Here is a 23539-nt window from a genome sequence, read left to right on the forward strand (position 1 = left end):
TTATTTCTGTTTTTTTTATCCCTAAGTCATAATGCACAACGGGTAGTATCTACCTAATCTACACCCTTAAAAACTGGCATTTAAACCGATGACGAACTGACGGGGGCGCGGATACGTGCCCCAGTCGAAACCCGGCGTCGGATAACGCGAATTATTAATGTTGGGATTACTGTTTATTTCCGGATCTATTCCGGAATAACCCGTCAAGGTCATCACATTGTAGACGGTCCCGTAAATCCGCAATGCACTCAGCCCCGCTTTACTCAGTAACTGGTTGGGCATGGAGTAGCCCAGTGTCAAGGTGTTGAGCCGAAGGTACGATCCGTCTTCGATGCCGATATCGCTTACATACCCCTGATGCATATAAGTCAGTGGCAACGTTGCGTTTTTATTAAGCGCGTCCAGCGCTGCCGGATCGGTAACGCGTACCAGGTTGCGGTTTTCGTCGATATCATACACCCGATAGCCATCGTTTACGATATCGAGTTTGTTGCCATATAACCCTCCGCCTTTGTTGCCATTGTATAAGGAGGCCAATTTGTTGGCGTTGTAGATTTCATTGCCGTAGCTCCAGTTGAAATAAGCGCCCAGGTCTACTCGCTTATACTTAACCGTCAGGTTGAAACCACCTGTATGCTTAGGGGTCATGTTGCCGATTTCCACGTAGTCATCGGTATTGATTACCCCATCACCATCGCGATCGAATAATTTAGGCATACCGGGGTAAGCCTGTTGGCCTGCGGGCACCACGCCTTTATGATGGGCTACAAAGGCCGGCGCAAGGTCGGGAACGCCGTCTTTCAGTGTATACATGCCCGTAGCAGCGTCGTAGTTGAAATCGCTCGTTTCATAATAGCCCTTATCTACCGTCCGGAACCCCATCACAATGCCCACCGGCTTGCCTTCCTTCAAGAGGTAGTCGCTCTCGGGAATGCGCGACTGGAAAAAGGATGTCCCGTAGGCACTCTGTACGCCATCGGCCAACTCATCGATATTTGACTTGTTGAAGTTGATATTACCACCGGCGGTAATCTGCCAATCGTCATTTTGGAAAAGGGTGCCCGACAGCGATAGTTCAACACCCCTGTTGCTGGTTTGGCCAACATTGGCATAACTCGTGGTAAACCCGGTGATGGATGGGATATCGGTGAGCATTAACAAATCCCGTGTATTGTTTTTATACACTTCCACGCTACCCCACAACCTGTTCTGCAGCAACGTAAAGTCGAGCCCAAGGTTACGGGTAATGGTCGTTTCCCATTTCAGGTCGCTATTGGCCATCTGGTCTGCTGCCAAATCATACGCCGGTTGGATGGCATTGTCCAACACCGCTTGGCGCCGTGTGTCTGTTTCGGCCCTCCAAAGTTGCGACCATTGGTTGGGATCTACCGCATCGTTGCCCACCTCGCCGTAGGAAGCACGGAGCTTCAGGTCGTCTATCCAAGACACATTTTCCATAAAACGTTCGTTAGAGATACGCCACGCCACGGCCCCTGCTGGGAAATACCCCCAGCGGTGTTCCGGCGAAAAGTTTGACGAGCCGTCCGCCCGCATGGTAACGGTAAATAAGTATCGATCTAAGAACGAATAGTTTCCACGGCCAAAATAAGAGATGATGCGTCCGGGCGTCGATACGCCCGTGGCAACGGTCAAGTTGGTCGCTACGCTACTATCGTATTGGTTCATCATGGCAAACGCATTCTCTTTGGTGAAGTTCGCCGGGAAACGCAGGGCGTTTATCCGCATGTCGGTTCCGCCCGAATTGGTGAACTCCTGTCCCGCCAGTATGTTAAGTCGATGTTTGTCTGTCTGGAGAACGTCGTAATTCAACGTATTGGTCCACCTTAAGTTCCACCGGTCATTTTTCCGATAGTCTGCGTTGCCGGCAAACAACACCCGATCGATCGTTTCCATGGTGCCGGTAGCGACAAAGAAATTCGCATCGGTGGTCGGTCCCGACCAGTTGCGGTCAATGCTGTACGAGCGCGCCAGGGTCAATTCGCTAAAATAGGTTAGATTCGGTACGATGTTCCACGTTGCCCCGGTGGTACCGAGAAAATGTTGGTCCAAGGCAAGGTTTTCGACGTCGTTGGTCCGGTTTACGGGATTGGTCACGTCATACATAACGGTCGCTTCTTCGCCTAGCGTAGCGTGCGTAAGCAGAGATAAATCACCCTTGATATCGCTAATCCGGATCGGCCGGAAGCGGTAGGCCGACGAGAGGATGGAACCTGCACCGCTGGTGGTACCTTCGTTTCCGAGGCTTCTGCGGTCTGTATAACGCAGGGTGAGATTCAGGTTGAGATTATCACGGATTTTTTGGTCCATCTTGAACATGGCAGCCGCCCGTTTGGCGTAAGACATCAATTTCATGCCGTCTTCATCCATGTAACTGGCAGACACCCATATTTTCGTCAGGTCGGTTCCTCCGGTCATGCTCAGGTTGTGCTGTGCGGAGTGCACCGCACCGCCAAACAGTTCCCGTTGCCAATTGGTGCCTGCTTGGTATTTATACAGTTCCAAATCGTCATATTCGCCAAAAAACTTCTTGAAATTGGTATACTCGCTTGAGTTCTCTCCGCGCAACACACCATATTCGTAATGCAACAGTGCAAACTCGTAAGGAGAAAGCACATCAAGCTCCTTTGGCATGAACTTGCTCTGAAAGAAATTATTATAGTTGATATTAGTACGGCCTGCTTTGGGCGATTTGGTAGTAACGATAACGACCCCGTTCGCCCCACGCGAGCCATATATGGCAGTAGAAGAGGCATCTTTCAACACGTCGATCGATTCGATGTCTGATACAGCGATATCGTTGATATTGTCTACGATGAAACCATCCACGATATATAACGGTGAGTTGTCTTGGGTGATGGATCCGCCCCCACGCACGCGAATAATGATTTCCGCGCCGGGCGAGCCGTCTACACTAGTTACCTGTACGCCGGGAAACCGGCCGGTGAGTGCCTCGGCAACATTGACCACAGGCGCTTGCGCCAACTCCGATCCTTTGATCGAGCTTACGGCCCCTGCCAGATCTTTACGCGACACGGTTCCATAGCCAATGGCCACGGCTTCTTCGAGCAGGTTATTGTCGGGCGTCAAAGCGATGATTACCGGTTCACCAGACACGGCCTCTCGCTCCACCGTTTGGTAACCCACATAGCTAAACACCAATGTAACGGCGTTAGCACCGGGCGCAAGCGCCAGTTCGAAGGTACCGTTGTCGTCCGTTTGGACATCGCGGCCCCCACCCCGTTCCGACACGGAGACACCCGCTATCGGCTCACCTGTAGAAGCGTCGTTTACCGTACCGCGAACAACGTTTGACTGTTGGGCAAAAACGTATGGGTCACTACCGTACACCATAACCGCGATGACCAAAAGAAATAAATAAAATTTTCTCATACTTATCGTCTCCAGTTTTATAATTGACAATTGGCTATTCGTCTGCAACCGCATTTCCAACGTTGGAATTACTTCCACAACGATTGCCCATTCCTGCAATTATAATGTATCGTAGTCTTAGTTTACGGCAATAATGGGATAAAAATTTACGCAATCGATACCGGTAACGATTGCAAGACGGTGCAGGATGGCTAAGTGCGATGCGTGTTGCGTTTAGCCTATTGTACGTAGGAGTTGAGCGACACCATCCTCGGATCGTTATGATGTAAACCCCATCGGCCGCACAACATTGCAGGCCGGTTACGGTGGGTTTCCAACCGCCACCGGAACAGATTCAAACACCTAAACAAATCTTTCCTATATTAGTGCCAAAATTACGATGCGTATCGACCAATACATCAACGACGATCAGGATCCCATAGCGGTGGAAAAGTTACTGCTGAAACTGCAAGATATGTTGGCCTCCGCCGGTGAGGAAATCACCTACATCGCCGTGCAGAAAAAGCCGGCGGTCACGTTATTCCCCAATAGCATAGCCCTCACCAACAAGCGGGTATTCATCTGTAAATCGACCAAATGGGGGCTGGCGACCGACTTTGACATCGTGCCGTGGCAGGACATTGAAGACCTCTCCTTCAAGGAAGGTATCTTGGGAAGCCAAGTGACGTTCACCAAATACAATGGCGAAACCCTCACAATGGCCTACATCCCCAAAGACCAGGCACGGAAGTTGTACCGAGCGGGTACGGAAGCCTTGCAGGCACGGTCCGCCAGGGATGGAGCTAGCGACACCGATGCGACTGCCCAACTGGATGCGGCCGACCCAAACGACGAACTCTCCGTAAAACTCAAAAAGTTGAAAACCTTGTTTGAGCGCGAACTGATTACCGAAGCCGAATACGAAAACAAGAAAAACGAACTGTTATCCCAGCTGTAACCGTGAAAAAAAACTATTTATTGGCCCTACTGAGTGCGCTCTTATTATGGTTGGCATGGCCACCGTTCTCTTATACCTCGCCCCTACTTTGGGTGGCTTTCGTGCCGCTCCTGCTGGCGCTCGAAACCGTGATGCGGGGCGACTACCGCCGCAAAGGCGGCAAAGTTTTCCTGCTGGGCGGGCTGACGGGTCTCGTATGGAACACAGCCTCCATCTACTGGGTATTCAACGCCATGAATGCCGTGATGCCCGTGTATGCGGCAGCGTTCGTTTCATTGATTCCATTCGGGCTAGCCGCCCTATTGATGGCCTTGGCCTTCCGGCTGTACTACCAATTGCGTAAGCGCTACGCCATCGGATGGTCATTGGCGGGATTGGTTTCCTTCTGGATGACCTACGAATACCTGCACCAGAGTTGGGACCTATCCTTCCCCTGGATGACCTTGGGCAACGGGTTCGCCGGCACCCACCAGCTGGTGCAGTGGTATGAATTTACGGGGGTATATGGTGGAACCGTGTGGATATGGGCAAGCAACATCCTGCTCTTCCTGATTATCTTATCCGCCAAAGATGGCTTCGGGCGGGCACACCGCTATAAGCTGCTGGGCGCACTCGTGCTCCTCATCGGCATACCTTCAGCATGGTCTTTATACCGCTATTCCAGCTACGAGGAACACCAAAACCCCTCGGATGTGGTGGTGGTGCAGCCTAACATCAACCCTTATGGCAAGTTCACCTTCATCACGCCCGAACAACAGATCGACAACCTCATCCGGCTGTCGGATTCGGTAGCCCAGCCGAACACGGAATTTTTCATCTGGCCGGAAACGGCCATCGCCAGGCAAGGCGGGTTTGATGAAGACCGCTTTTATGAACACCCCGCCTTCTTCCGTATCGAGCAGTTTTTACGGCAGTATAAGAATGGAAACGTCCTCTCGGGCATCGAGGGTTATCGGGTCTATAACGATCAACGGACGCCTACTGCGCGCGAATATGACGGTATCTATTACGATGCCTTCAATTCGGCCGTGCTGATCGAAAATTCCGCCAAACTCCAGTTTTACCACAAGTCCAAGCTGGTGGCCGGCGCCGAACAATTTCCCTTTGCAGGAGCGTTGGGGTTCCTGAAACCGCTGTTCGCCGGATTCGGCGGCACCACAGGCGGGTACGGGAGCCAGGACAAGCCTTCGGTTTTCTACTCGCAAAGTGGCATCGGTGCCGCACCCGTCATCTGTTACGAATCGATATGGGGTAATTACGTCGCCGAATACGTCCGCGAGGGAGCGCAGTTCATCGCTATCATAACCAATGATGGCTGGTGGGGCGACACGGCGGGGAAAGACCAGCACCTGGCGTACGCCAAACTACGGGCTATCGAAACGCGGCGCTGGGTGGCCCGGTCGGCCAACACGGGTATTTCCGCATTCATCAATCAACGGGGCGACGTGGTGCAGCAAACCAACTGGTGGGTGCCCACCGCGCTTAAACAAGACATCAACCTCAACGAGGAGATCACGTTCTACGTATCTACAGGCGACTACCCCGCCTACGCCGGGCTTGCCGGCAGTGCCGGGTTCGCTTTCCTGATCTTGCTTGCCCTCATCAGGCGTAAAAAGTAATCACTATCTTTGTGGATTGGTTCACAAACGCACAAACACACATGTTCACCGGCATCATCGAAACCCTAGGCAATGTCACCCACCTTCGTCAGGAAGCGGGAAATCTCCATATTACTGTGGCCTCCACCTTATCGGATGAGCTCAAAATCGACCAGAGCATCGCGCATAACGGCGTTTGCCTTACCGTGGTTGCCTTATCACCTGGTGAGCACACGGTCACGGCCATCGCCGAAACACTACAGAAAAGCAATTTGGACGAACTAAAGGTAGGGAGTCTCATCAACCTGGAGCGATGCACCAAGGTGGGCGATCGGCTGGATGGCCATATCGTACAGGGGCATGTAGACCAGACCGCGCAGTGCGTATCCATCGCCGATCAGCAAGGTAGCTGGCTATATACGTTCCAATATGACCAAGGGCAGGGCAACATCACGGTGGAGAAAGGGTCTATCACGGTCAATGGCATCAGCTTAACGGTGGTAGATTCGCAAGCCGACCGCTTTTCCGTAGCGATTATCCCCTATACCCTCGAACATACCAACCTCAGCGAAGTGAGGGTCGGCGATAGCGTAAATCTCGAATTTGACGTTATCGGCAAGTACGTGGCACGGATCATGGCCCTCAGGGGGTAACCGGGGGGTCCCCGCCAAGGCTCCCGCCGCTGTCGCCAGTACCGGGTACGTTGACGATACGCATCTCCTGCTGGGGGTAAGGGATGGTGATGTTATTGGCATCGAGCGCCAGCTTAATGCGTTCGAAGTTTTCGTAATAGGCCTCCCAAAACTGCTCTTTCGGTGCCCATGCCCAAATCACCAGGTTGACCGCACTATCGGCTAACTCCGAAACACGCACTTCCGGCTTAGGCGTGCCCATAATGCGGTAATCGTCGTTCAGCACCTTTAGAATCACTTCGCGTGCTTCTTTGATGTTAGACTCGTAGGCAATGCCGATTTTATACTCAAGGCGCCGCTTGGTGATGCTGGAGTAGTTTGTAATCACGGTATTGGCCAGCGGCCCATTCGGCGCAAAGACGGCAATCCCGTCAGAGGTGCGCATGGTGGTATACAGGATGTCGATCTTTTCGATGGTGCCCGCTGCGCCCGACGCACTGCTCACGTAATCGCCCACGCGGAACGGGCGGAACAATAAAATCAATACGCCGCCTGCGAAATTAGATAAGCTGCCCTGCAACGCCAACCCGATGGAGAGACTCGCAGCACCCAGTACCGCCACAAATGACGTGGTCTGGATGCCCACCATCGATGCCACACTGAGGATGAGCATGGTATATAAGATAAACTTGACGATGCTCGCCACGAAATCGCGCAGCGACAGGTCAACGCTTCGCCGCTCGAACCGCTTCCGGATAATGCGGAGAATCAACCCGATTAACCAGCTACCGGCAATCAATATCAATATGCCCAACACCACACTGGGTATGCGCGATAATACTGCTTCGATGATGTGGTCCAAGGCGAGCTCTATCTTTTCCATTGGACGTAAAGTTAAGAAATCGGAATGAATTTGCATATAACGGCATTTTTGTCGAAATTTGTGTAAACTGATATAGAATGAGTACTATCACCATTACAAAGCTATATTCTTTGCTTTCCAATAAATTAGGGAGGGAATCAGCTGAAAACCTAACCACATATATCGAAGAAAAAATTAAGGATGAAGTGGGTGATAAAACAAAAATTTTAGCAACGAAGGCAGATTTAGCAGAAACTAAGTCAGAAGTGATCAAATGGATGTTCATTTTCTGGATTGGCCCGATAGCGGCAACATTCGGCTTTATCCTGTTGTTCCTAAATAAATAGTAGACTCGTTGGCCCTTGGACGCGTGTCAATGAATTGGGATTCCGCGATCGGCGACTTTAAAAACTACCTCCAATTGGAGCGTGCAATGGCGGCAAACACCGTAGACGCATACCTCAACGACCTCGTCAAACTCCAGCAGTTTGCCGACCCGCTGAACCTCGAACCCAAGGACGTTACCCCCAAACACATACAGGATTTCTTAACTTGGATAAATAGCTTCGGGCTATCTGCTACCAGCCAGGCACGCATCCTTTCGGGCATCAAAACTTTTTACCTGTTCATGAGCCTCGAACACGACCTACTCGAAAACCCCACGGCGTTGATCGAAACGCCGCGCCTGTCCCGCAAAATACCCGATGTGTTGAACATCCGTGAAATCGAACAGCTTATCGACGCCATTGATCTTTCTGTGCCTGAGGGCATGCGCAACAAGGCGATGCTGGAGGTACTATACGGCTGTGGACTCCGGGTGAGCGAACTAGTGGGGCTCAAAATATCCAACCTGTTCCTCGACGTGGAGTTCATTAAGGTAGAAGGCAAGGGAAGCAAAGAACGGCTCATCCCCATCGGTACCCACGCCATCAAATTCCTCCGCATATACCTCAACGAAGTGCGCGTACACCAGAAAATCAAACGGGGAAATGAAGACTTCGCCTTCCTCAACCGGCGGGGTGCGCCCCTCACGCGGGTGATGGTCTTCATCATCATCCGCGACCTTGCTACCAAAATCGGCCTGAAAAAGAAAATCAGCCCCCATACGTTCCGCCACTCATTCGCCAGCCACCTCGTGGAGGGCGGTGCCGACCTACGTGCCGTGCAAGACATGCTGGGCCACGAAAGCATCACCACCACCGAAATATACACCCACGTGGACCGTCAATACTTGCAATCCGTGATTACCCAATACCACCCACGGTCATAAAAAAAACCGCCTCGCATGTGAGGCGAGACGGTCTTGATTGTCGCTAACCTTGTTCTTCGCTAATGGTCGTGATCATGGTCATGATCGCCATGGTCGTCCTCACCCGCCACGATATCGAGGTGTGATTCCGTTTCCGCCGTATTGCCGGCCTTATCAACTACGGTAAGATGCAAATGGTATTCCCCTTCCGCAGCGTCGGCTGGTATATCGATATGTTCATGGAAATCGGCGTTCTTAAGCCCTTCATAACCTTCCGTGTACACGCGTTCGAACGTCCATCCGGTTTCACCTTCCGGATGGATTGACAACGTGATGCGGGCGATGACACCAGGCGCCAAAATAGCCGCATCGAGGTGAAGGTCACTGCCCGGATGCGCTATACCGTCGTTATCGTGCCCTACTTCCAGCGATTCGATCAACGGTTTATCGACCGTCGGTGTTCCGCCTTTGTCGCACGCCGCCCAGGAAAAAAAGGTAAAACCAAGTAGGATATATACAAGGAATTTATTTCGCTTATTCGTGATGTTATTCATTACTGATAATATTGTTCGTTAAAAATTATTCGATTTTGATGCTCAGTCCGCGCCGGGACTGCCAGCCTTCCCGATCGGTTACGCTAATCAGGAAGTGATAATCGCCGGGGTCGACGTCCATCGGAACGTCAATCTCAACCTGGGCTTCGTACGTTTCCGGCGCGCCGGGGATGTCGAAGGATTTGATGTAAGTAAACGGCTTTATCGGTGTGTTAGTGCTATCTTCCTGCTCCAACGTACATTCCTCGACTTCCGTACTGTGGTTGTGGTGGTCGAAATTGTCATGCACATTCAAACCGAAAGAGCCAAGCGCCACGTTGTCGCTGAATCTCGCCCGGAAGACAAACGTCTCCCCCCGCCGTACGGTACCACACTGCTGTGGGAACGCTGCTTCAAAATTCTTCTCGATGACCGGGTATTCCGTATCGACCGTCTCCGCGTCCTTGCTGCATGATAGCGCCAGTGAAAGAATTCCAAAGGCAATGATTGCTTTCTTTATCCGTAGTTTCTCCATGATTCTCATGTTTTTTCAATCGTTTTTTTTATTGATGACCGGAATCCGCAGGGAAAGGACAATGTTCCTACCCATTTCCGGCAGTTCGATTAAGCGGTAAAAGCTGGCATGATCCATATACCTGGTATTCAACAGGTTTTGCACCTGTACGTTCAGCTGTACAGGCACGCCCGCCAACGTGGCCGTACCACCTGCTCGCAGGGCCATTACGCCGTAACCGGGAGTTTTCTTTTCCGGCGGCACAATCCGGTCCTGCGCAGCCACCAACCGATGGTCGACCCCAACAAACGGGCTGCCGGGGAAGTGGGGCGACCATGACAGGCCGATCAACAGCGATGGCGGCGGGGCAAACGGCAGTGAAAAGCCGGACTTCGCACCCGAAAGCTGTTTGGAAAACAGGTACTCACCCAACACTTCTGCCTTGAACGACCGCCCCAGCTTACGCGATACCTGCACCTCCCCGCCATACCGCATCACCCGACTCTCGGCATATTCGAACACTTGGTTGCCGGCACCATAAAAATGGTCGAACGACGCCGTGGGGTTCAGGTAAATGTAGTTGGGGAAATAGTTGTAAAACGGGCTTACCTGAATGTACCAACCCGCTGCTGTCCACGTCGCAGACACATCGGCCTGGTACGACCGCTCCGCCGAAAGCGATGGATTACCGCGCTCATAGCCGAAATAATGGTAATTCACGCCGTTGGCCGACAGCTCTTTGGCAATGGGCATGCGGAAGCTTTTCCCGACATTCGCCTTTAAGGAAAGGTTTTCGAACGGCTCGTAATTTATGCCTACCGACCACACGATGCTATTGAAACGCCGGTGCAAATCGGCCGCGCGGACGAGATACGCCTGCCCACCCTCGGGCACATCAGACGGAAACCAATCACGGTATTCCTGCATGCGTAGGCTACCGTGGTCGAAACGCACAGCGCCATGCAGCAGCACCCGGTCGGTTAACCGGAACCGGTCGTACGCGAAGACACCCAACGTCGACTGTTCAAACGAGGGCACCAGGAAGGTCCACCCACCGATATTATTCCGCTGATGTTCCGTATTGAGACCAACGGTCAGCTGGTGCCTGCCCCGCTCTAAGTAATCTTTCACATTCAGCGAATACACCTGTTTATCGAATTGGCGCTCCAGCGTGGCCGGAATGCGCAATGTATCCGGCAATACAGATGGCATATACCCATGGTTCACATACGGACTGTGCTCCTGCCTGAAATTGCGCTGGAACCCCAGCTCTGCCTCGATGTGATGCTCGCCTACATGCAGGGCGTTCCTACTTATCAACTTGAAGTGGTTGACCTGCTGGCCGGGCAGCTGGATATCCCGTGCCGATCGGTCGTGCAGGTCCGTATCCACCCTGCGCGGCTCCAGGCCGTGCGCATTGGCAAAAAAACCGGCCTTATGAAAGGTGTTGCTCACATACAGGATGGAATTGAAACGCCCGCCCAGGTAACCGGTGGTGAAGTGCACGTCTGTTTCGCGCCCGGCGGTATTGCGGAGGTGCTGGCCGTTGAGCGGCACCGCATAATCATAGACGTATACCGTGTCTGCGGGGACGCGGTAGTCGCCGTAACGCAGGTAGGTAAAGCGAGCTTCGGCAAACCATTTGTCGCCCCGCCCGCCCACACGCACCGAGGTACCATAGCTGAGGTTGTTACTCCGTCCTACCAGATCAACCGACACCGCCCGCGTGTGTGGAGCCGGCAGCGCTTCGGGCTTCACGTCGATGGCCCCGCCAATGGCATCCGACCCGTAAACGAACGATGCCGCACCCTTGATGAGCTCTACTTCCCCTGCGGCAAACTGATCCAGCTCGAGGCCATGGTCGCTCCCCCACTGCTGTCCTTCGTGCTTGATACCCCGGTCGACCACCACCACCCGGTTGAAGCCCAGTCCCCTGATGAGCGGCTTCGATTGCCCCGATCCGATGCCGATGGTCTGCACGCCGGGCAACCTTTCGAGCGTTTTCATGAGGCTGCCGCCCAGGTTGCGGTAAACAAAATCCTTGCCTACCACTTCCAGGTTGAGCGATTCCTCCTGCTTTCTGCGGACAACGTGGTTGTCTACCACGAGCACTTCATCCAGTAACCGCACCTCACCATACAAAACTATGGCCACGTCACGCAGGTCGCCCGTTAAAGGCACCGCTACTTGCTGCTCCCTATACCCTTTCTTTTCAACCACTACCCGATAATTTCCACGCGGCAGTCCGGAAAAAGAAAACTCACCGCCCATATCGGCATTCACGGTCGCCACAATTCGAGCCGGCACGCCAGGCCCATGCAATACAACATTTGCCTCGGCGATTGGATGATCTAAGCTATCGGTCACCCGGCCTGCCAAGCTGAAGCTCTGCCCCTGGACGGCGCCGGTGCAAAGCAGGCCGATAAGAATATTAATTACGAATTTCATCGAATGCTATAATCGCATTGATTAAAAAATATGAAAACAGGAAAAACATGCAGACACCAGACCAACTTCCCGTTGATCCGGAGTTTTTGATCAGGCATAAAGGGACGGCGGCCCCCGGGTAGTATGTTTGTTTGCTATACCTTTACAAAGCACTTTAGGCCTCGGTTGGGCAAATATGGTAAGCAGTGGCGTTATCGGTGCCCGAAAGGAAAACGAGGGTACAGGCAGTGCGTCCTTCGGCGTGAATTGTGTATATAACGCACAGAAATTACAGTCTTGTGCGCCGTCGGTACCCGTAGCGTCACCATGCACGCCATCACACCCATCCACGTGGGCAACGTGGGTATGCAGGACGGAAATCAGCGGGATACTGACCACCGTAACCACCACGCTTAGCGTAATCGCACACAGCAACCACCGGGATATATGAAAATGACGCCTCATATAATTTGCAGCAAAGTTGCATTAATAAATTAACACCACCAAAAAACCAGGTGTTTTTTTCAGCAGCCAAGCTGGCGCACAGTCTAGTTATTTTGCCTACGGGCCTTATCTAACCGGATCATAGCTCCAAAATCGAGTTTGAGGATCATCGCTTCTACCGTCATCGCAATACGTTTGGCACGTGTCGGTTCAGTTTTCGCGTCAGTAATGTATTTGATGAAATAATTGCGATGCGACTTGGCCAATGCCATAAATCGCTCCATTAAATCATCGTCTTCATCCCGCATGCAGATTTCGAGGTCTTCGGGTACGTCTATACGGAATTCCTTGTCTTCTTCCAAACAGAGGGTCAAGAGATCCCCGATATCTTTTTTCAGTGTCCGGCGCATGGCAGCATTGATTGCCAGGTAATAATCCCCCTCACCCATCGGCATCAATGCCATGCCTGCAAATGTGTAGCTGTCGATTTGACCACGCACGCGGTAAACCTGTTTGTAGTCCGGTTTGATCTGGCAAGCAATGATACGGGGCACTTCCACGTAAGCCCATCCGGCCATGGCAGCTCCTTGGTTTTCGGCTCGCAGTATTTTGGCTTGGAAGGTGACCATAACGATTACAGATTAGACGGATCGATAACAAAGACCGTATGTGCGGGGTTCACCCCCCGCAGCTCCACCCGCTTTTGAAACAGGCCATACACGCTCGATCCGCTGCCACTCATAGCAGCGAATACTGCTCCGCTGTCATATAGAAGCGCTTTCACCGCAGCAATTTCTGGATATTTGGCAAAAATCCCCGCCTCAAAATCATTCACAATCGTATCGCGCCATGTTTCCACCGGCGCTTTTATGGCCATGGCCAGCTGCCGGCCTGCGGGATCGGGCTTCACCATCCCGTACGCTTCGGCTGTGGGGACATGGACGTCGGGTTTCACTACCACGATATGGTACGACGACAGGTCCAGTTCAACCTCCTGGAAAATATCGCCCACACCGGTGGCATACACCGGCGCATTCCGGATAAAGAAGGCACAGTCGGCACCCAGCCGGCGGGCGTATTCCGTCAGCCGGGTTTCATCGAGCCCGAGAGCGAACTTCGCATTGGCAAGCTTCAGTAAGAAGGCGGCATCGGCCGATCCGCCACCCAAACCCGCACCGATTGGGATGACTTTATGGAGGTAGATGTGGACAGGCGGTAGGTCATATTCTTGTTGGAGCAGCCGACAGGCCCTTAAGCACAGGTTATCTCTCCCATCATCAGGAATGGCGAGCCCCGACGGGAAAAAACGCGTCTCATCGGCTTCCACCATTTCCAACACATCGTTCAGTCTGATGGGATAAAACACGGTTTCCAGGTTATGGTAACCATCCTCCCGGCGGTTGAGCACCTGGAGCCCGATATTAATCTTGGCGTTGGGGAATGTGACCATATAACAACGCAAACTTAGCCAAGTTGCGCTGTATATGCAAGAATTTCGTCAGTAGGGCGCCGCTATATCGTTTGGCCACTATACACGTAGCAGGCTATGCTGGCTTGCGGTGAAGATATCGCGCCACACACGGTTTATTTCAGACGATGCATCCGCTCCGGCCATTCCCACATGCGGATATAAGGCAACGACCTCTTTACGGGCTACGTCGACCAACGTGCGGCTCAGCTCACTTACGTTTTCCAATGTCGCGGGAGACAGTCCACCCGCACGCAACAAGTCGTTCCAAGACGCACCGAGCGCATCATAAAATAATTTCCTCACTTCGGAGAGCCTCCATTCGGCATCCTGCACCTTCTTTCGCAGCTCGGATGCACCTAACCCGCCGGCACACTCCAGGAAATGCCGGGCCATGCCGAGCGTGTTGGCTGCCAACGTAGCTTCTGCGAATTGCAAAAAAGGATACCGGTAAATAGGATGGTCCCACGTAGCGGCCTCCGGTGCTATCAAAAAAGCCTGTGATCCGTCGGCCGATACGGTGTCGACTTCAAACGACCGGCTGGCTGTGGCTTTAAGTCCGAATGCGTTCCAGTCGTTCACGATGCGGACATCCGACTTCGGAAAGAAAAAAGAACGTACCCCCTGCTCGGTCATGCAGTTTGCCGTGAAATGCGTCAGGTGCGGCGCACCGGTAGCATAGCGCCATTTACCCGAAACCTGATACCTGTTTCCCACGGTAACAGCCTTACCTGTAACCTGTCCGCTGCCGCCCAGGCACACTTCGGCATCTGCAAAGATCGTTTCGCCGACCGCACGGTCCATATACCCCACAAACAGGTTGGCCCCGGCACATAGCGTAACCGTCCACCCCAAGCTTCCGTCAATCCGGGCAAGCTCCTCTTCCAGTAGCACACCTTCGGGCAATGACAACTCCAATCCACCGAGACTAGCCGGCACAAACAGTTTAAACCAACGATGATTGTAGATAATGGCTAGCTGCTCGGCGGTAAGCACACCCTGAACCTCCGCCTGGTAAGCAAACCTACGAAGTTGCGCTATCAGTTCATCCGGGATTGGTGGCTCGGGGTGCTTGTCGTGTTCATTCATGCTCTAACGGCGTTTTCTTCGTTATGTTGCTTATCGATGATGCGCTTCCACTCAAAATAGCCAAAAATTGCCACAACGAAAAGAAATAATGTGAGCAATGCATAGAGATGGAGGCCCTTATAGGCGAGCAGTGGGATGGCGAAGGCATTGCTGATATTCAGCCACACCCAGTTTTCGATCTTTCGCTCGGCCAGAAGCCACATCCCCGCCCACGCCGTGGCGCTCACCCACGCATCCCATACCGGCACAGTGGAATCTGTGAAATGAATCAGTGCAAAATAGAGCAGTGGAAAACCAAGGGCGGCGATCAGCAGGGTGATGTACCAATCCTTCCGCTTTGAATAAGCGGCCACCACCTGTTGATGCTCCTGCCGCGCCAGCCAATGCATCCATCCGTAAATGCTCATTACAAGGTAGTAGAGGTTCAGCAGAATCTCCGCATAGAGCCCTGCTTCGTACAGTACATAAATGATAATCAATATACTGGCGATACCAAATGGGTAGAGCAGTACTTTGTTGGACTTGGCAAGAAGCACCTGGATTACACCACAGGCTACACCGACCCAATGGAGTAGCGGCGTCTGTTTGAGCTGCACTGCCAATTCATGGAACCAGTCTGCGACGTCCGCCACACTTAAACGGATTCAAACGTATGTTCCAACTTCAATATCGAGGCCGACCGGTCGCGGGTCTCGCGGCATAGTTGTTCATCATCGGCGATAGAATGGCTGAACGAAGGGATCATCTCACGCAATTTGCTCAAGTATTGCGCTGTTTTTGCACGCTCGGGGAAGCATTTTGCCAAAAGGCCGACCATGATCGATACCGACGTGGACGCACCCGGCGATGCTCCGAGCAGTGCCGACAGCGAACCATCCGCACTGCTGACCACCTCGGTGCCAAATTCGAGTATGCCGCCATGCTCTTTATCTTTCTTGATCACCTGCACCCGCTGGCCCGCAATTTCGAGCTCCCAATCTTCCTTCCGCGCGGTAGGCACATATTCCCTCAATGCCGACAGCCGGTCATCGGGGCTTTGCCGCACTTGGTTGATCAGGTATTTGGTAAGCGGAATATTATCCATCCCCGCGGCTAACATCGGGCGGATATTGTTGAGCTTAATGGAAGCGGGTAAGTCAAGCCACGAGCCATTTTTAAGGAACTTGGTCGAAAACCCTGCATACGGCCCGAAAAGCAGCGCCGTTTTCCCGTCGATAACGCGGGTATCGAGATGGGGCACCGACATCGGGGGCGAGCCTACCGCAGCTTTGCCATACACCTTAGCGCGATGCTTCGCGATGACATCGGGATTCGTACATTTCAACCATTGTCCGCTCACGGGGAACCCACCAAAGCCATCGGCTTCGGGTATACCCGATTTTTCAAGTAATAACAGTGAACCACCACCCGCACCGATAAAGACAAATTTAGCAACCACGGTTTTCTTCTTGTCGGTAGTCAAGTTCTTCACGGTTATTTTCCATCTGCCGTCGTCGGCCCGCTCAATATCCCGCACCTCATTGGCCAGCCGCAGCTTAACTCCTTTTTGCTGTATCAAATGGATGAACAGTGCACGCGTCAGCTCGCCGAAATTGACATCCGTACCGATATCGATCCGTGTGGCTGCCAGGTGCTCATCGGGCTCGCGCCCTTCCATAATCAATGGAATCCAGTCGCGTAGCACCTCATGGTCTTCGGTATAGCTCATTCCGTGGAATAAATGATGCTGGCTCATCGTTTCGTACCGGGTGCGGAGGAAAGATACATTCTCGTCACCGAAAACGAAACTCATGTGGGGTACACTACGGATAAAACGCTCAGGGCGGTCAATGATGCCCTGTGCAACAAGGTACGACCAAAATTCTTTGGAAAGTTCGAACGCCTCTGCGATCCTGATTGCTTTACTAATATCCACGGAACCATCTGGCCGTTGGGGGGTGTAGTTCAATTCGCATAACGCCGAATGGCCGGTGCCGGCATTGTTCCATGCATCGGAACTTTCGGCTGCCACCTCGTCAAGGCGCTCGAATATCGCAATACTCGCCTTGGGGTGCAACTCATTGATCAGCGTACCCAATGTAGCGCTCATAATGCCTGCGCCGATAAGAACAACATCCACCTCTTCGGCGGTTTTTTTCTTTTTATTTGCCATTATATTATCGTTGTTACAAAATTACGGACAGAAATTAAGATATTCCTCATTTCGTAAAGATTAATTACAAAACCCAAACAATCAATCAACTCGCAAGTTTTCCCAAACCAAACCACAAAACACTCATTAACAACCGCTTTTATACCTTCCTATAAGAAAAAATAAAAAAAACTTGCTAAAACGATTTTTGTTTGTAACTTAGCCGTCACAAACCAAGTGTAATAATAATTAACCACTGGCTAACGGACCATAACGTTAAAATTGACTTGTTAAATTAAAAAAAACCAAAAAGATTATGAAAATCGTTTTTACGCTAATCACCTAGTTTTCGCATCATAACTTAGGAGCCATTACTTTGGCCGTGTTTTTCCAACTGACTATCCTGTCGGTTAGCGACGCAATATGTTTGTCGCCCTAGTGACTTGTGTGAGTTTCTCACAACGTGTGCACCGTTTGTGCTTACTATGATCGGGATTAATCCTAAAAGATACATATCTGAAAAACCAATATATATGCATAATATGAGAATCTTAATTGGCTGTATACTGATGTTGTCCATACACGCAGTGGCTGCAGGTTCTACCTTTCGGGGCGGTGGGCTACACCTAGCATCGCAAGATACCCTGCTGGAAGCGCCCACGCAGCGAGATAGCCTCGCAGTTGATTCAGTAGCAACAGACTTGCTCCCACCTAAAAGGGGTTCCATTTTTAGCGATCAGCACGTGATTACGGTTGCGCTTGATGCAGATGACATTGCACGCTTTCCGGCAACTTCGCTCCAACAGTATCTCAAAAATCAAGCTCCGGGGCTTTATATACAGGAAAGTACGGGCGAGCCCGGCACAGTGCAACCCATGCACATCAGGGGTATACCGATGCCTATCCTCACACAGAAGGAGGTATATCAGTCACAGCCCTTGGTCGTGCTCGATGGGATCCCGTTGATTGGGGAACATCCGTTTGCTTTTGATATCCAACAGTATCAGTTCGATCGTATAGGCCCCGCTACCAACCTGTTGGGCAATATCGACATGAACAACATCGAATCGATCCAAGTACTTAAAGACATCGGAAGCACCGCCATCTACGGTCCAATGGCAGCCAATGGGGTAATCGCTATTACGACTAAACAGCCCGGTACCACACGTAAAATCAGCTTCAATTCCTACGTCGGTGTTGCGCAGCGGCCGACGGTCACGGCCATCAATGGCGAATACGAAAACGCTTTCCGCCAACAGTTCTACGACCGCTACACAGCTATCGGACGGTATTCGGCAGACGATGCGTATCCGCTGTACCTCAGCGATTCGCTAAATGCTTCCTATTACGGGCCGTCGAACTGGACAGACAGCTACTACCGCAACGGTTTGGTCTATTCGGCCGATGCCGATATTTCCGGCGGTGGCGACCGGGCAAACTTCCGCTTCGCCGTGGGCCACATGCAAAACCAAGGAGTTGCCGACCAAACCGGCATGAAACGCTACAGCGCGTTGTTCAATATCAATATGAAACCAGTCAAATGGCTGCTCTTTTCCGCGATGATAAACGGTAACCGCGTGCTTCGCGACCGTAACCGTACGCTACGCGACCGATTCGCCACCATGTCATACATCCCCGACCTGTCGTCGCCACTATCCCCCAACAACACCGTTTATGGCCAATACTTGAACGAATTCGATAACAGCTTCGACAATAACGCTACGAATATCGTCGAAGGGCATGCGAAACTACTTTTCGATTTCAATCGGCTGACGGTCACCTCACGGCTGGCCGTTGATTACAATGAAGGTAACCGCGACCTATTTTACCCCCGGCCACTGATGGAAGAAAACAGTTTCGCAGCGAATTACTACGGGTACAATCAACGGCTTATTTTCGACAACCACTTATCGTATAATGTGCCGGTGGGCAACCAGCATCACCTGTTCATCGAAGCCGGAAATGTGCTCCAATGGGATGCCTTCAAATACAATTACGCCTATGCGTACAAAGGCATCAATGACTTTATTAAAATCAATCTGCTGGAATCAGACCCTGACAATGGCAATTACCTCAATCCGCTTGCTTTTCCGAGGGAAATGGTCTTTAAATTCTTAGACTATACCAAACAAAACCTGATTTCGGTGTACGGACGGGGCACCTATAACTTCGACGACCGATACACGGTGTCGCTCCTATTACGAACGGACGGCTCTTCCAATGCCCAGCCGACCAGCCGCTGGCTGTTTACGCCGACACTGGCTTTTGACTGGAATATCAAAAACGACCTGCTGGCGGATGCCCCCACCATTTCCACACTGAAGCTACGTACCAGCGTAGGGCGTCTGGGCCGTCTCAATGTATTCGATAATTTTTCGCAGGGACCAACCTATTCAACCTTTGTAGGATATACAGGCAACGTGATCACACCCGGTTACAACGGCTTTGGTGTACTCACCCGGCCGTATGAATTCGGATGGTCAGGCTATGGCATCCCATGGGCCTATAGCGATCAATTGAACATTGGATTGGACATCGGGCTCGCCGATGAACGCTTCCGCATCAACCTTGATTGGTATACCAAGTACGACCGAAACCAGCTTTTGGGCGTTCCTTCGTACGCCGAATTCGGTTACCGCCAGTCGTATAATGCGGGTATGGACGTCAACAATACCGGCGTTGAGCTCCTATTGAGTGCCGACGCGGTAAAAAAGGACAACTTCACCTGGACACCGTCGCTGAACATCAGCTACAACACCAACCAGCTGGTTAGTCTACCCGGCGGGCTCGATGAGATCGTCATCAACAACCGGCTATTCCGCGTCGGAGAACGCATCGATCGCTTTTGGATTCTTCAAAACGAAGGCATCTACCTGAGCGATGAGGAAGTCCCGACGCGTGATGGCAATGCCATGAACTACAATGGCATCCCCCTGCGTGCGGGCGACCCCCGTTGGGCGGACGTAAACGGCGACAACACCATCAATGACGCCGACCGCCAATTGAAAGGCACGATTCTTCCGAAAGTCATCGGCGGATTCATGAACCAATTCACCTTCGGCGACTGGAGCCTGGATGCTCATTTTTACTTCAACATCGGGCGCAACGTGCTGAACGCCGATATGGCCAACCGATTCGATTTCATTAACCGTGAAGGGGTAACAGAAATGAATTCCGTGAAGGAAATCACCTTTTGGGAGAAACGAGGCGACTACAGCCGTTATCCGTTATATAATCCGTGGAGCAACGTCATCCCCTACCGCAAAGAACAGGACCTCTTCCTCGAAGACGCTTCTTTCCTCAAGTTACGTACGCTTTCGCTGGGTTATGACCTGACCAAGCTACTCAACAAAAGTTCGAACATCAGTCGCATATTCGTGTATTGCACCGGCCACAACCTATTCACCCTTACGCCCTATACAGGCAGGGACCCTGAGTTGGTCGACTTCATGGGCTACGATACCGGTTACGGACTGCCTATACCACGCACCTACACATTGGGTGTGCGAATGAATTTATAATTGCCATTGGTTAAGAGAAAAAACAAATGATGAATAAATCGATAAATAACCGATTCAAAACAAGTGCCCTGAAGCTCCTGTTGCCGTGCATGGTTTTGTTGGCCGGATTGGGCGGATGTGAAAAGATGCTAGACGTCGATTCGTCACGGGTGGTTGGCGAAAAAAACATGTGGAATACGCTGGAAGACAGCCGGGCAGCCATCATGGGTACCTACGGACTGGTCCGGGCGGCCTTGGTAGACCATAATGCGCATTGGTTGTATGGCGACGTCCGCGCCGGCGAATTTACCGCTCCGACGCGGCAGGATCTGCGTGCCATCATTTCGCACGACCTTACCGCGTCGTATCCCAGCATCGAGGCCATATCCAACTGGCGCCGCTGGTATGCGGTCATCAACTCGGCCAATGTATTCCTCGAACGTATCCACGAGGTGCGCGAGAACGACCTGCGCTACACCGAGAACAACATGACGGTCGATATCGCGCAAATCCGCTTCCTACGTGCATTTGCCTATTTCTATATGGTGCGTATCTGGGGTGATGTACCGCTTATCATCTCTTCTTACGACGGCCGTTTCGAAGACAAGCCGCGCGAAAACCAAGCCAAGGTACTGGCCTGGGCCGAAGAAGAAATGCTCGCTGCGGCCGCCGATTTACCATATAAGTATAGTGATGGCGACGAGCAGCAGCAGGGCGACTACTACAATGAAGCGGAAAGCAGGTGGAACGGGGCCCTCGCCCGCAAGCTCTCCGCGTACGCCGTGTTGGCCCACCTCGCGGCCTGGCAGGGCAACTACCCCGATGCCGCCATCTACAGTAAATTTGTGATCGACAATTACCCACGCGGAGAAAACGACTACATCTCCACGGGCCACCTCACCGATGCTAACGGCTTCTTCTACGACAAACGGTACAACCAGCTCTTCGGGTTCGCGTTCGTATGGGCACACGTGGATGGATCGTTCACAGGTCACATCGAAGAGCTCACCCTGGCCGAACCTGTGGTGAATAAGCGAATCCCTGATATTTACCTCCCTAAAGATTCCATCATTGCCATCTTCAACGAGGCCGGCGACGAGCGCTTTAGTTTAGACACCTTGGGCTCGCCCGTATCCGAAAGGTATTTTACCAACTACAATGGCCGATACCCCATCTTCAGCAAGATCAAATGCATCATGGGTGGCGTGAATGACCCTACCTTCCGGTTCTTCTCGAGCGCACTCGTATTCACACGGCTCGAAGATGTCACACTGCTCCGCGCAGAAGCCTTAGCCGTGCTGGGCGAACGCCAGGGTGCCATCGAAATGCTCAACGCCATCCGCACCCGGCGGGGATTGGATCCCTACAATGAGGATGTCAACGGCGACCTGCTCCACGCCATCTTCCGCGAACGGCAGCGGGAACTGATGGGCGAAGGCCACCGATGGTACGATTTGGTGCGCTACAACCGTATCCGCCCAAGCCATCCCGTCATTGCACCCTTGATTGCCGAGAATGGCCACATTTGGCCCATCGCACAAACGCTGCTCTCGCAAAACAAGGAACTGACTCAAAACGAATATTGGAAATAACGAAACGGACAACAACATGAAGCACGTTTTTAAAACATACGGATTCCCTTTGCTGCTTATCCTGCTTGTGCTCGCCTGTGCCAAAGACCGCGGGTACTACCAACCCGATGCGATCGATAAGCATTTCAATGGCGACACTTATGCCTACCTGCAGAGTAAACACGGCGTATACGACTCCTTGCTGCAGGTGATAGACCGCTTGGGGCTGGAACCCACCCTACGCGATAGCAGCATCACCATCTTTGCACTCACCAACGAGAGTTTCCAATTGGCCATCACCAACCTCAATAACATCCGTTACCTGGCCGATCGCCCATCGGAATATTTGGCCACCATCGATCAGGAGCATTTGGATACCATGCTCACGCAGTACATCATCCGCGGCAAATACCCCACTGATTCTATGCAACTTCAGGATGGTGTCGACCTGAACGGCATCCGCTACGGCTACCCCATGCACGCTAAACTCGCACGGACCACCTCTTCCGGATTCCGGGACGGTGGACCGGAAACCATCGATTTCAGCGACACGAAGCGAAGCCAATTCCGGCGGAACTGGATTACCACCAATACCGGATCGATTAACATTGAAACAGACAATGCCTTCGTGCATGTCATCAATAGCGACCACGTTTTCGGATTTGGTGATTTCGTCAGCCGGCTTACGTTCATCCCACCTCCACCCAACCTTTTCCATCTGGTGGGTGGCGAGTGGTCCACATCACGTGAAAACTCGGGCGGGCCAAACCATATCGAAGCAGCACAGTTTGCCTTCGACGGAAACCGAGAAACCAAGTTCCTCTTGGGCGGCTTCAACGGGGCGTGGTTACAGTTCAAGCTGAACGAACCCACCGTCGCCGGTGCATATACCCTCACCTCGGCCAACGACTTCCCCGAACGCGATCCGATCGACTGGAACCTCGAAGGTTCACACGATGGCGAAGAATGGGTACAATTGGATTCGAGAGCCGGTGAGATATTCGAAGAACGGTTCCAAATGAAAGTATACCGCATCAATAACCGTGTAGCGTACCAATATTACCGTCTCAATATCCTCCGCAACAGAAGCGGAAGCACCATGCAAATGGCCGATTGGTCGGTCAACGCGCCCGACAAAGCGGAGAGTGATGAAGACCCGCAAGATTAAAAAGT

At 52.1% G+C, this 23539-nt stretch carries 19 protein-coding genes; 8 read left to right on the forward strand and 11 right to left on the reverse strand.

Annotated elements, in window-relative coordinates; genetic code table 11:
* Positions 1 to 66: 66 nt before the first annotated feature.
* A complete protein-coding gene (locus tag NGM62_RS04735) occupies positions 67 to 3411 on the reverse strand; it encodes a SusC/RagA family TonB-linked outer membrane protein (protein ID WP_262246198.1) in 3345 nt (1114 codons plus the stop codon).
* 379 nt (positions 3412 to 3790) lie between these two features.
* Between NGM62_RS04735 and NGM62_RS04740 the strand changes: the two genes are divergently transcribed.
* The 3 genes from NGM62_RS04740 to NGM62_RS04750 are packed head-to-tail and all read left to right on the forward strand — an operon-like array spanning position 3791 to position 6599.
* Entirely contained in the window at positions 3791 to 4348 is a 558-nt protein-coding gene (locus NGM62_RS04740; RefSeq protein ID WP_262246200.1) for a PH domain-containing protein, read from the forward strand.
* Positions 4349 to 4350: 2 nt separating this feature from the next.
* Positions 4351 to 5967 (forward strand): apolipoprotein N-acyltransferase, encoded by a 1617-nt coding sequence (gene lnt, locus NGM62_RS04745; RefSeq protein ID WP_262246201.1) that lies wholly within the window; start codon positions 4351 to 4353, stop codon positions 5965 to 5967.
* 41 nt (positions 5968 to 6008) lie between these two features.
* Complete coding sequence (locus NGM62_RS04750; RefSeq protein WP_262246377.1) at positions 6009 to 6599, forward strand: riboflavin synthase; 591 nt, start codon at positions 6009 to 6011, stop codon at positions 6597 to 6599.
* Here the strand turns inward: NGM62_RS04750 and NGM62_RS04755 are convergent.
* Positions 6589 to 7461 (reverse strand): mechanosensitive ion channel family protein, encoded by an 873-nt coding sequence (locus tag NGM62_RS04755; RefSeq protein ID WP_262246203.1) that lies wholly within the window; start codon positions 7459 to 7461, stop codon positions 6589 to 6591. The genes NGM62_RS04750 and NGM62_RS04755 overlap by 11 nt on opposite strands.
* 77 nt (positions 7462 to 7538) lie before the next feature.
* Between NGM62_RS04755 and NGM62_RS04760 the strand changes: the two genes are divergently transcribed.
* Complete coding sequence (locus NGM62_RS04760) at positions 7539 to 7787, forward strand: hypothetical protein (RefSeq protein WP_262246206.1); 249 nt, start codon at positions 7539 to 7541, stop codon at positions 7785 to 7787.
* Between the two features lie 29 nt (positions 7788 to 7816).
* Positions 7817 to 8710: a site-specific tyrosine recombinase XerD gene (gene xerD, locus NGM62_RS04765; protein WP_262246207.1), complete on the forward strand. Its 894-nt coding sequence runs from the start codon at positions 7817 to 7819 to the stop codon at positions 8708 to 8710.
* A gap of 59 nt (positions 8711 to 8769) precedes the next feature.
* Here xerD and NGM62_RS04770 read toward each other — a convergent pair whose 3' ends face one another.
* The 9 genes from NGM62_RS04770 to NGM62_RS04810 form a co-directional block, all read right to left on the reverse strand.
* On the reverse strand, positions 8770 to 9243 hold the full coding sequence (locus NGM62_RS04770) for a DUF4625 domain-containing protein (RefSeq protein WP_262246209.1): 474 nt from the start codon (positions 9241 to 9243) through the stop codon (positions 8770 to 8772).
* 25 nt (positions 9244 to 9268) lie between these two features.
* The gene (locus NGM62_RS04775) at positions 9269 to 9757 is read right to left on the reverse strand and encodes a DUF4625 domain-containing protein (protein ID WP_262246210.1); all 489 of its coding nucleotides are present in this window, start codon (positions 9755 to 9757) and stop codon (positions 9269 to 9271) included.
* Between the two features lie 15 nt (positions 9758 to 9772).
* Entirely contained in the window at positions 9773 to 12184 is a 2412-nt protein-coding gene (locus NGM62_RS04780) for a TonB-dependent receptor (protein ID WP_262246211.1), read from the reverse strand.
* Positions 12185 to 12274: 90 nt separating this feature from the next.
* The gene (locus tag NGM62_RS04785; protein ID WP_262246213.1) at positions 12275 to 12628 is read right to left on the reverse strand and encodes a hypothetical protein; all 354 of its coding nucleotides are present in this window, start codon (positions 12626 to 12628) and stop codon (positions 12275 to 12277) included.
* An 83-nt stretch (positions 12629 to 12711) separates the two neighbouring features.
* On the reverse strand, positions 12712 to 13236 hold the full coding sequence (locus tag NGM62_RS04790; protein WP_262246214.1) for a YdeI/OmpD-associated family protein: 525 nt from the start codon (positions 13234 to 13236) through the stop codon (positions 12712 to 12714).
* A 5-nt stretch (positions 13237 to 13241) separates the two neighbouring features.
* Positions 13242 to 14057: a 4-(cytidine 5'-diphospho)-2-C-methyl-D-erythritol kinase gene (gene ispE / locus NGM62_RS04795; protein WP_262246215.1), complete on the reverse strand. Its 816-nt coding sequence runs from the start codon at positions 14055 to 14057 to the stop codon at positions 13242 to 13244.
* Between the two features lie 78 nt (positions 14058 to 14135).
* The gene (locus tag NGM62_RS04800; protein WP_262246216.1) at positions 14136 to 15164 is read right to left on the reverse strand and encodes an acyl-CoA dehydrogenase; all 1029 of its coding nucleotides are present in this window, start codon (positions 15162 to 15164) and stop codon (positions 14136 to 14138) included.
* Positions 15161 to 15796: a nicotinamide riboside transporter PnuC gene (gene pnuC / locus NGM62_RS04805; RefSeq protein WP_262246218.1), complete on the reverse strand. Its 636-nt coding sequence runs from the start codon at positions 15794 to 15796 to the stop codon at positions 15161 to 15163. Before pnuC ends, NGM62_RS04800 begins: the two co-directional genes overlap by 4 nt.
* Positions 15797 to 15798: 2 nt before the next feature.
* Complete coding sequence (locus NGM62_RS04810; RefSeq protein ID WP_262246220.1) at positions 15799 to 17316, reverse strand: malate:quinone oxidoreductase; 1518 nt, start codon at positions 17314 to 17316, stop codon at positions 15799 to 15801.
* A 521-nt stretch (positions 17317 to 17837) separates the two neighbouring features.
* Here NGM62_RS04810 and NGM62_RS04815 point away from each other — a divergent pair.
* The 3 genes from NGM62_RS04815 to NGM62_RS04825 are packed head-to-tail and all read left to right on the forward strand — an operon-like array spanning position 17838 to position 23534.
* Positions 17838 to 20816 carry a SusC/RagA family TonB-linked outer membrane protein gene (locus NGM62_RS04815; protein ID WP_262246222.1) on the forward strand — a complete coding sequence of 993 codons (2979 nt, stop codon included), beginning with the start codon at positions 17838 to 17840 and terminating at the stop codon, positions 20814 to 20816.
* Positions 20817 to 20842: 26 nt separating this feature from the next.
* A complete protein-coding gene (locus tag NGM62_RS04820; RefSeq protein ID WP_262246223.1) occupies positions 20843 to 22387 on the forward strand; it encodes a RagB/SusD family nutrient uptake outer membrane protein in 1545 nt (514 codons plus the stop codon).
* A gap of 16 nt (positions 22388 to 22403) precedes the next feature.
* On the forward strand, positions 22404 to 23534 hold the full coding sequence (locus NGM62_RS04825; RefSeq protein WP_262246225.1) for a discoidin domain-containing protein: 1131 nt from the start codon (positions 22404 to 22406) through the stop codon (positions 23532 to 23534).
* Positions 23535 to 23539: the final 5 nt, after the last annotated feature.

Origin of the sequence: Parapedobacter soli (assembly GCF_025460835.1) — a bacterium.
Taxonomy (GTDB): domain Bacteria; phylum Bacteroidota; class Bacteroidia; order Sphingobacteriales; family Sphingobacteriaceae; genus Parapedobacter; species Parapedobacter soli.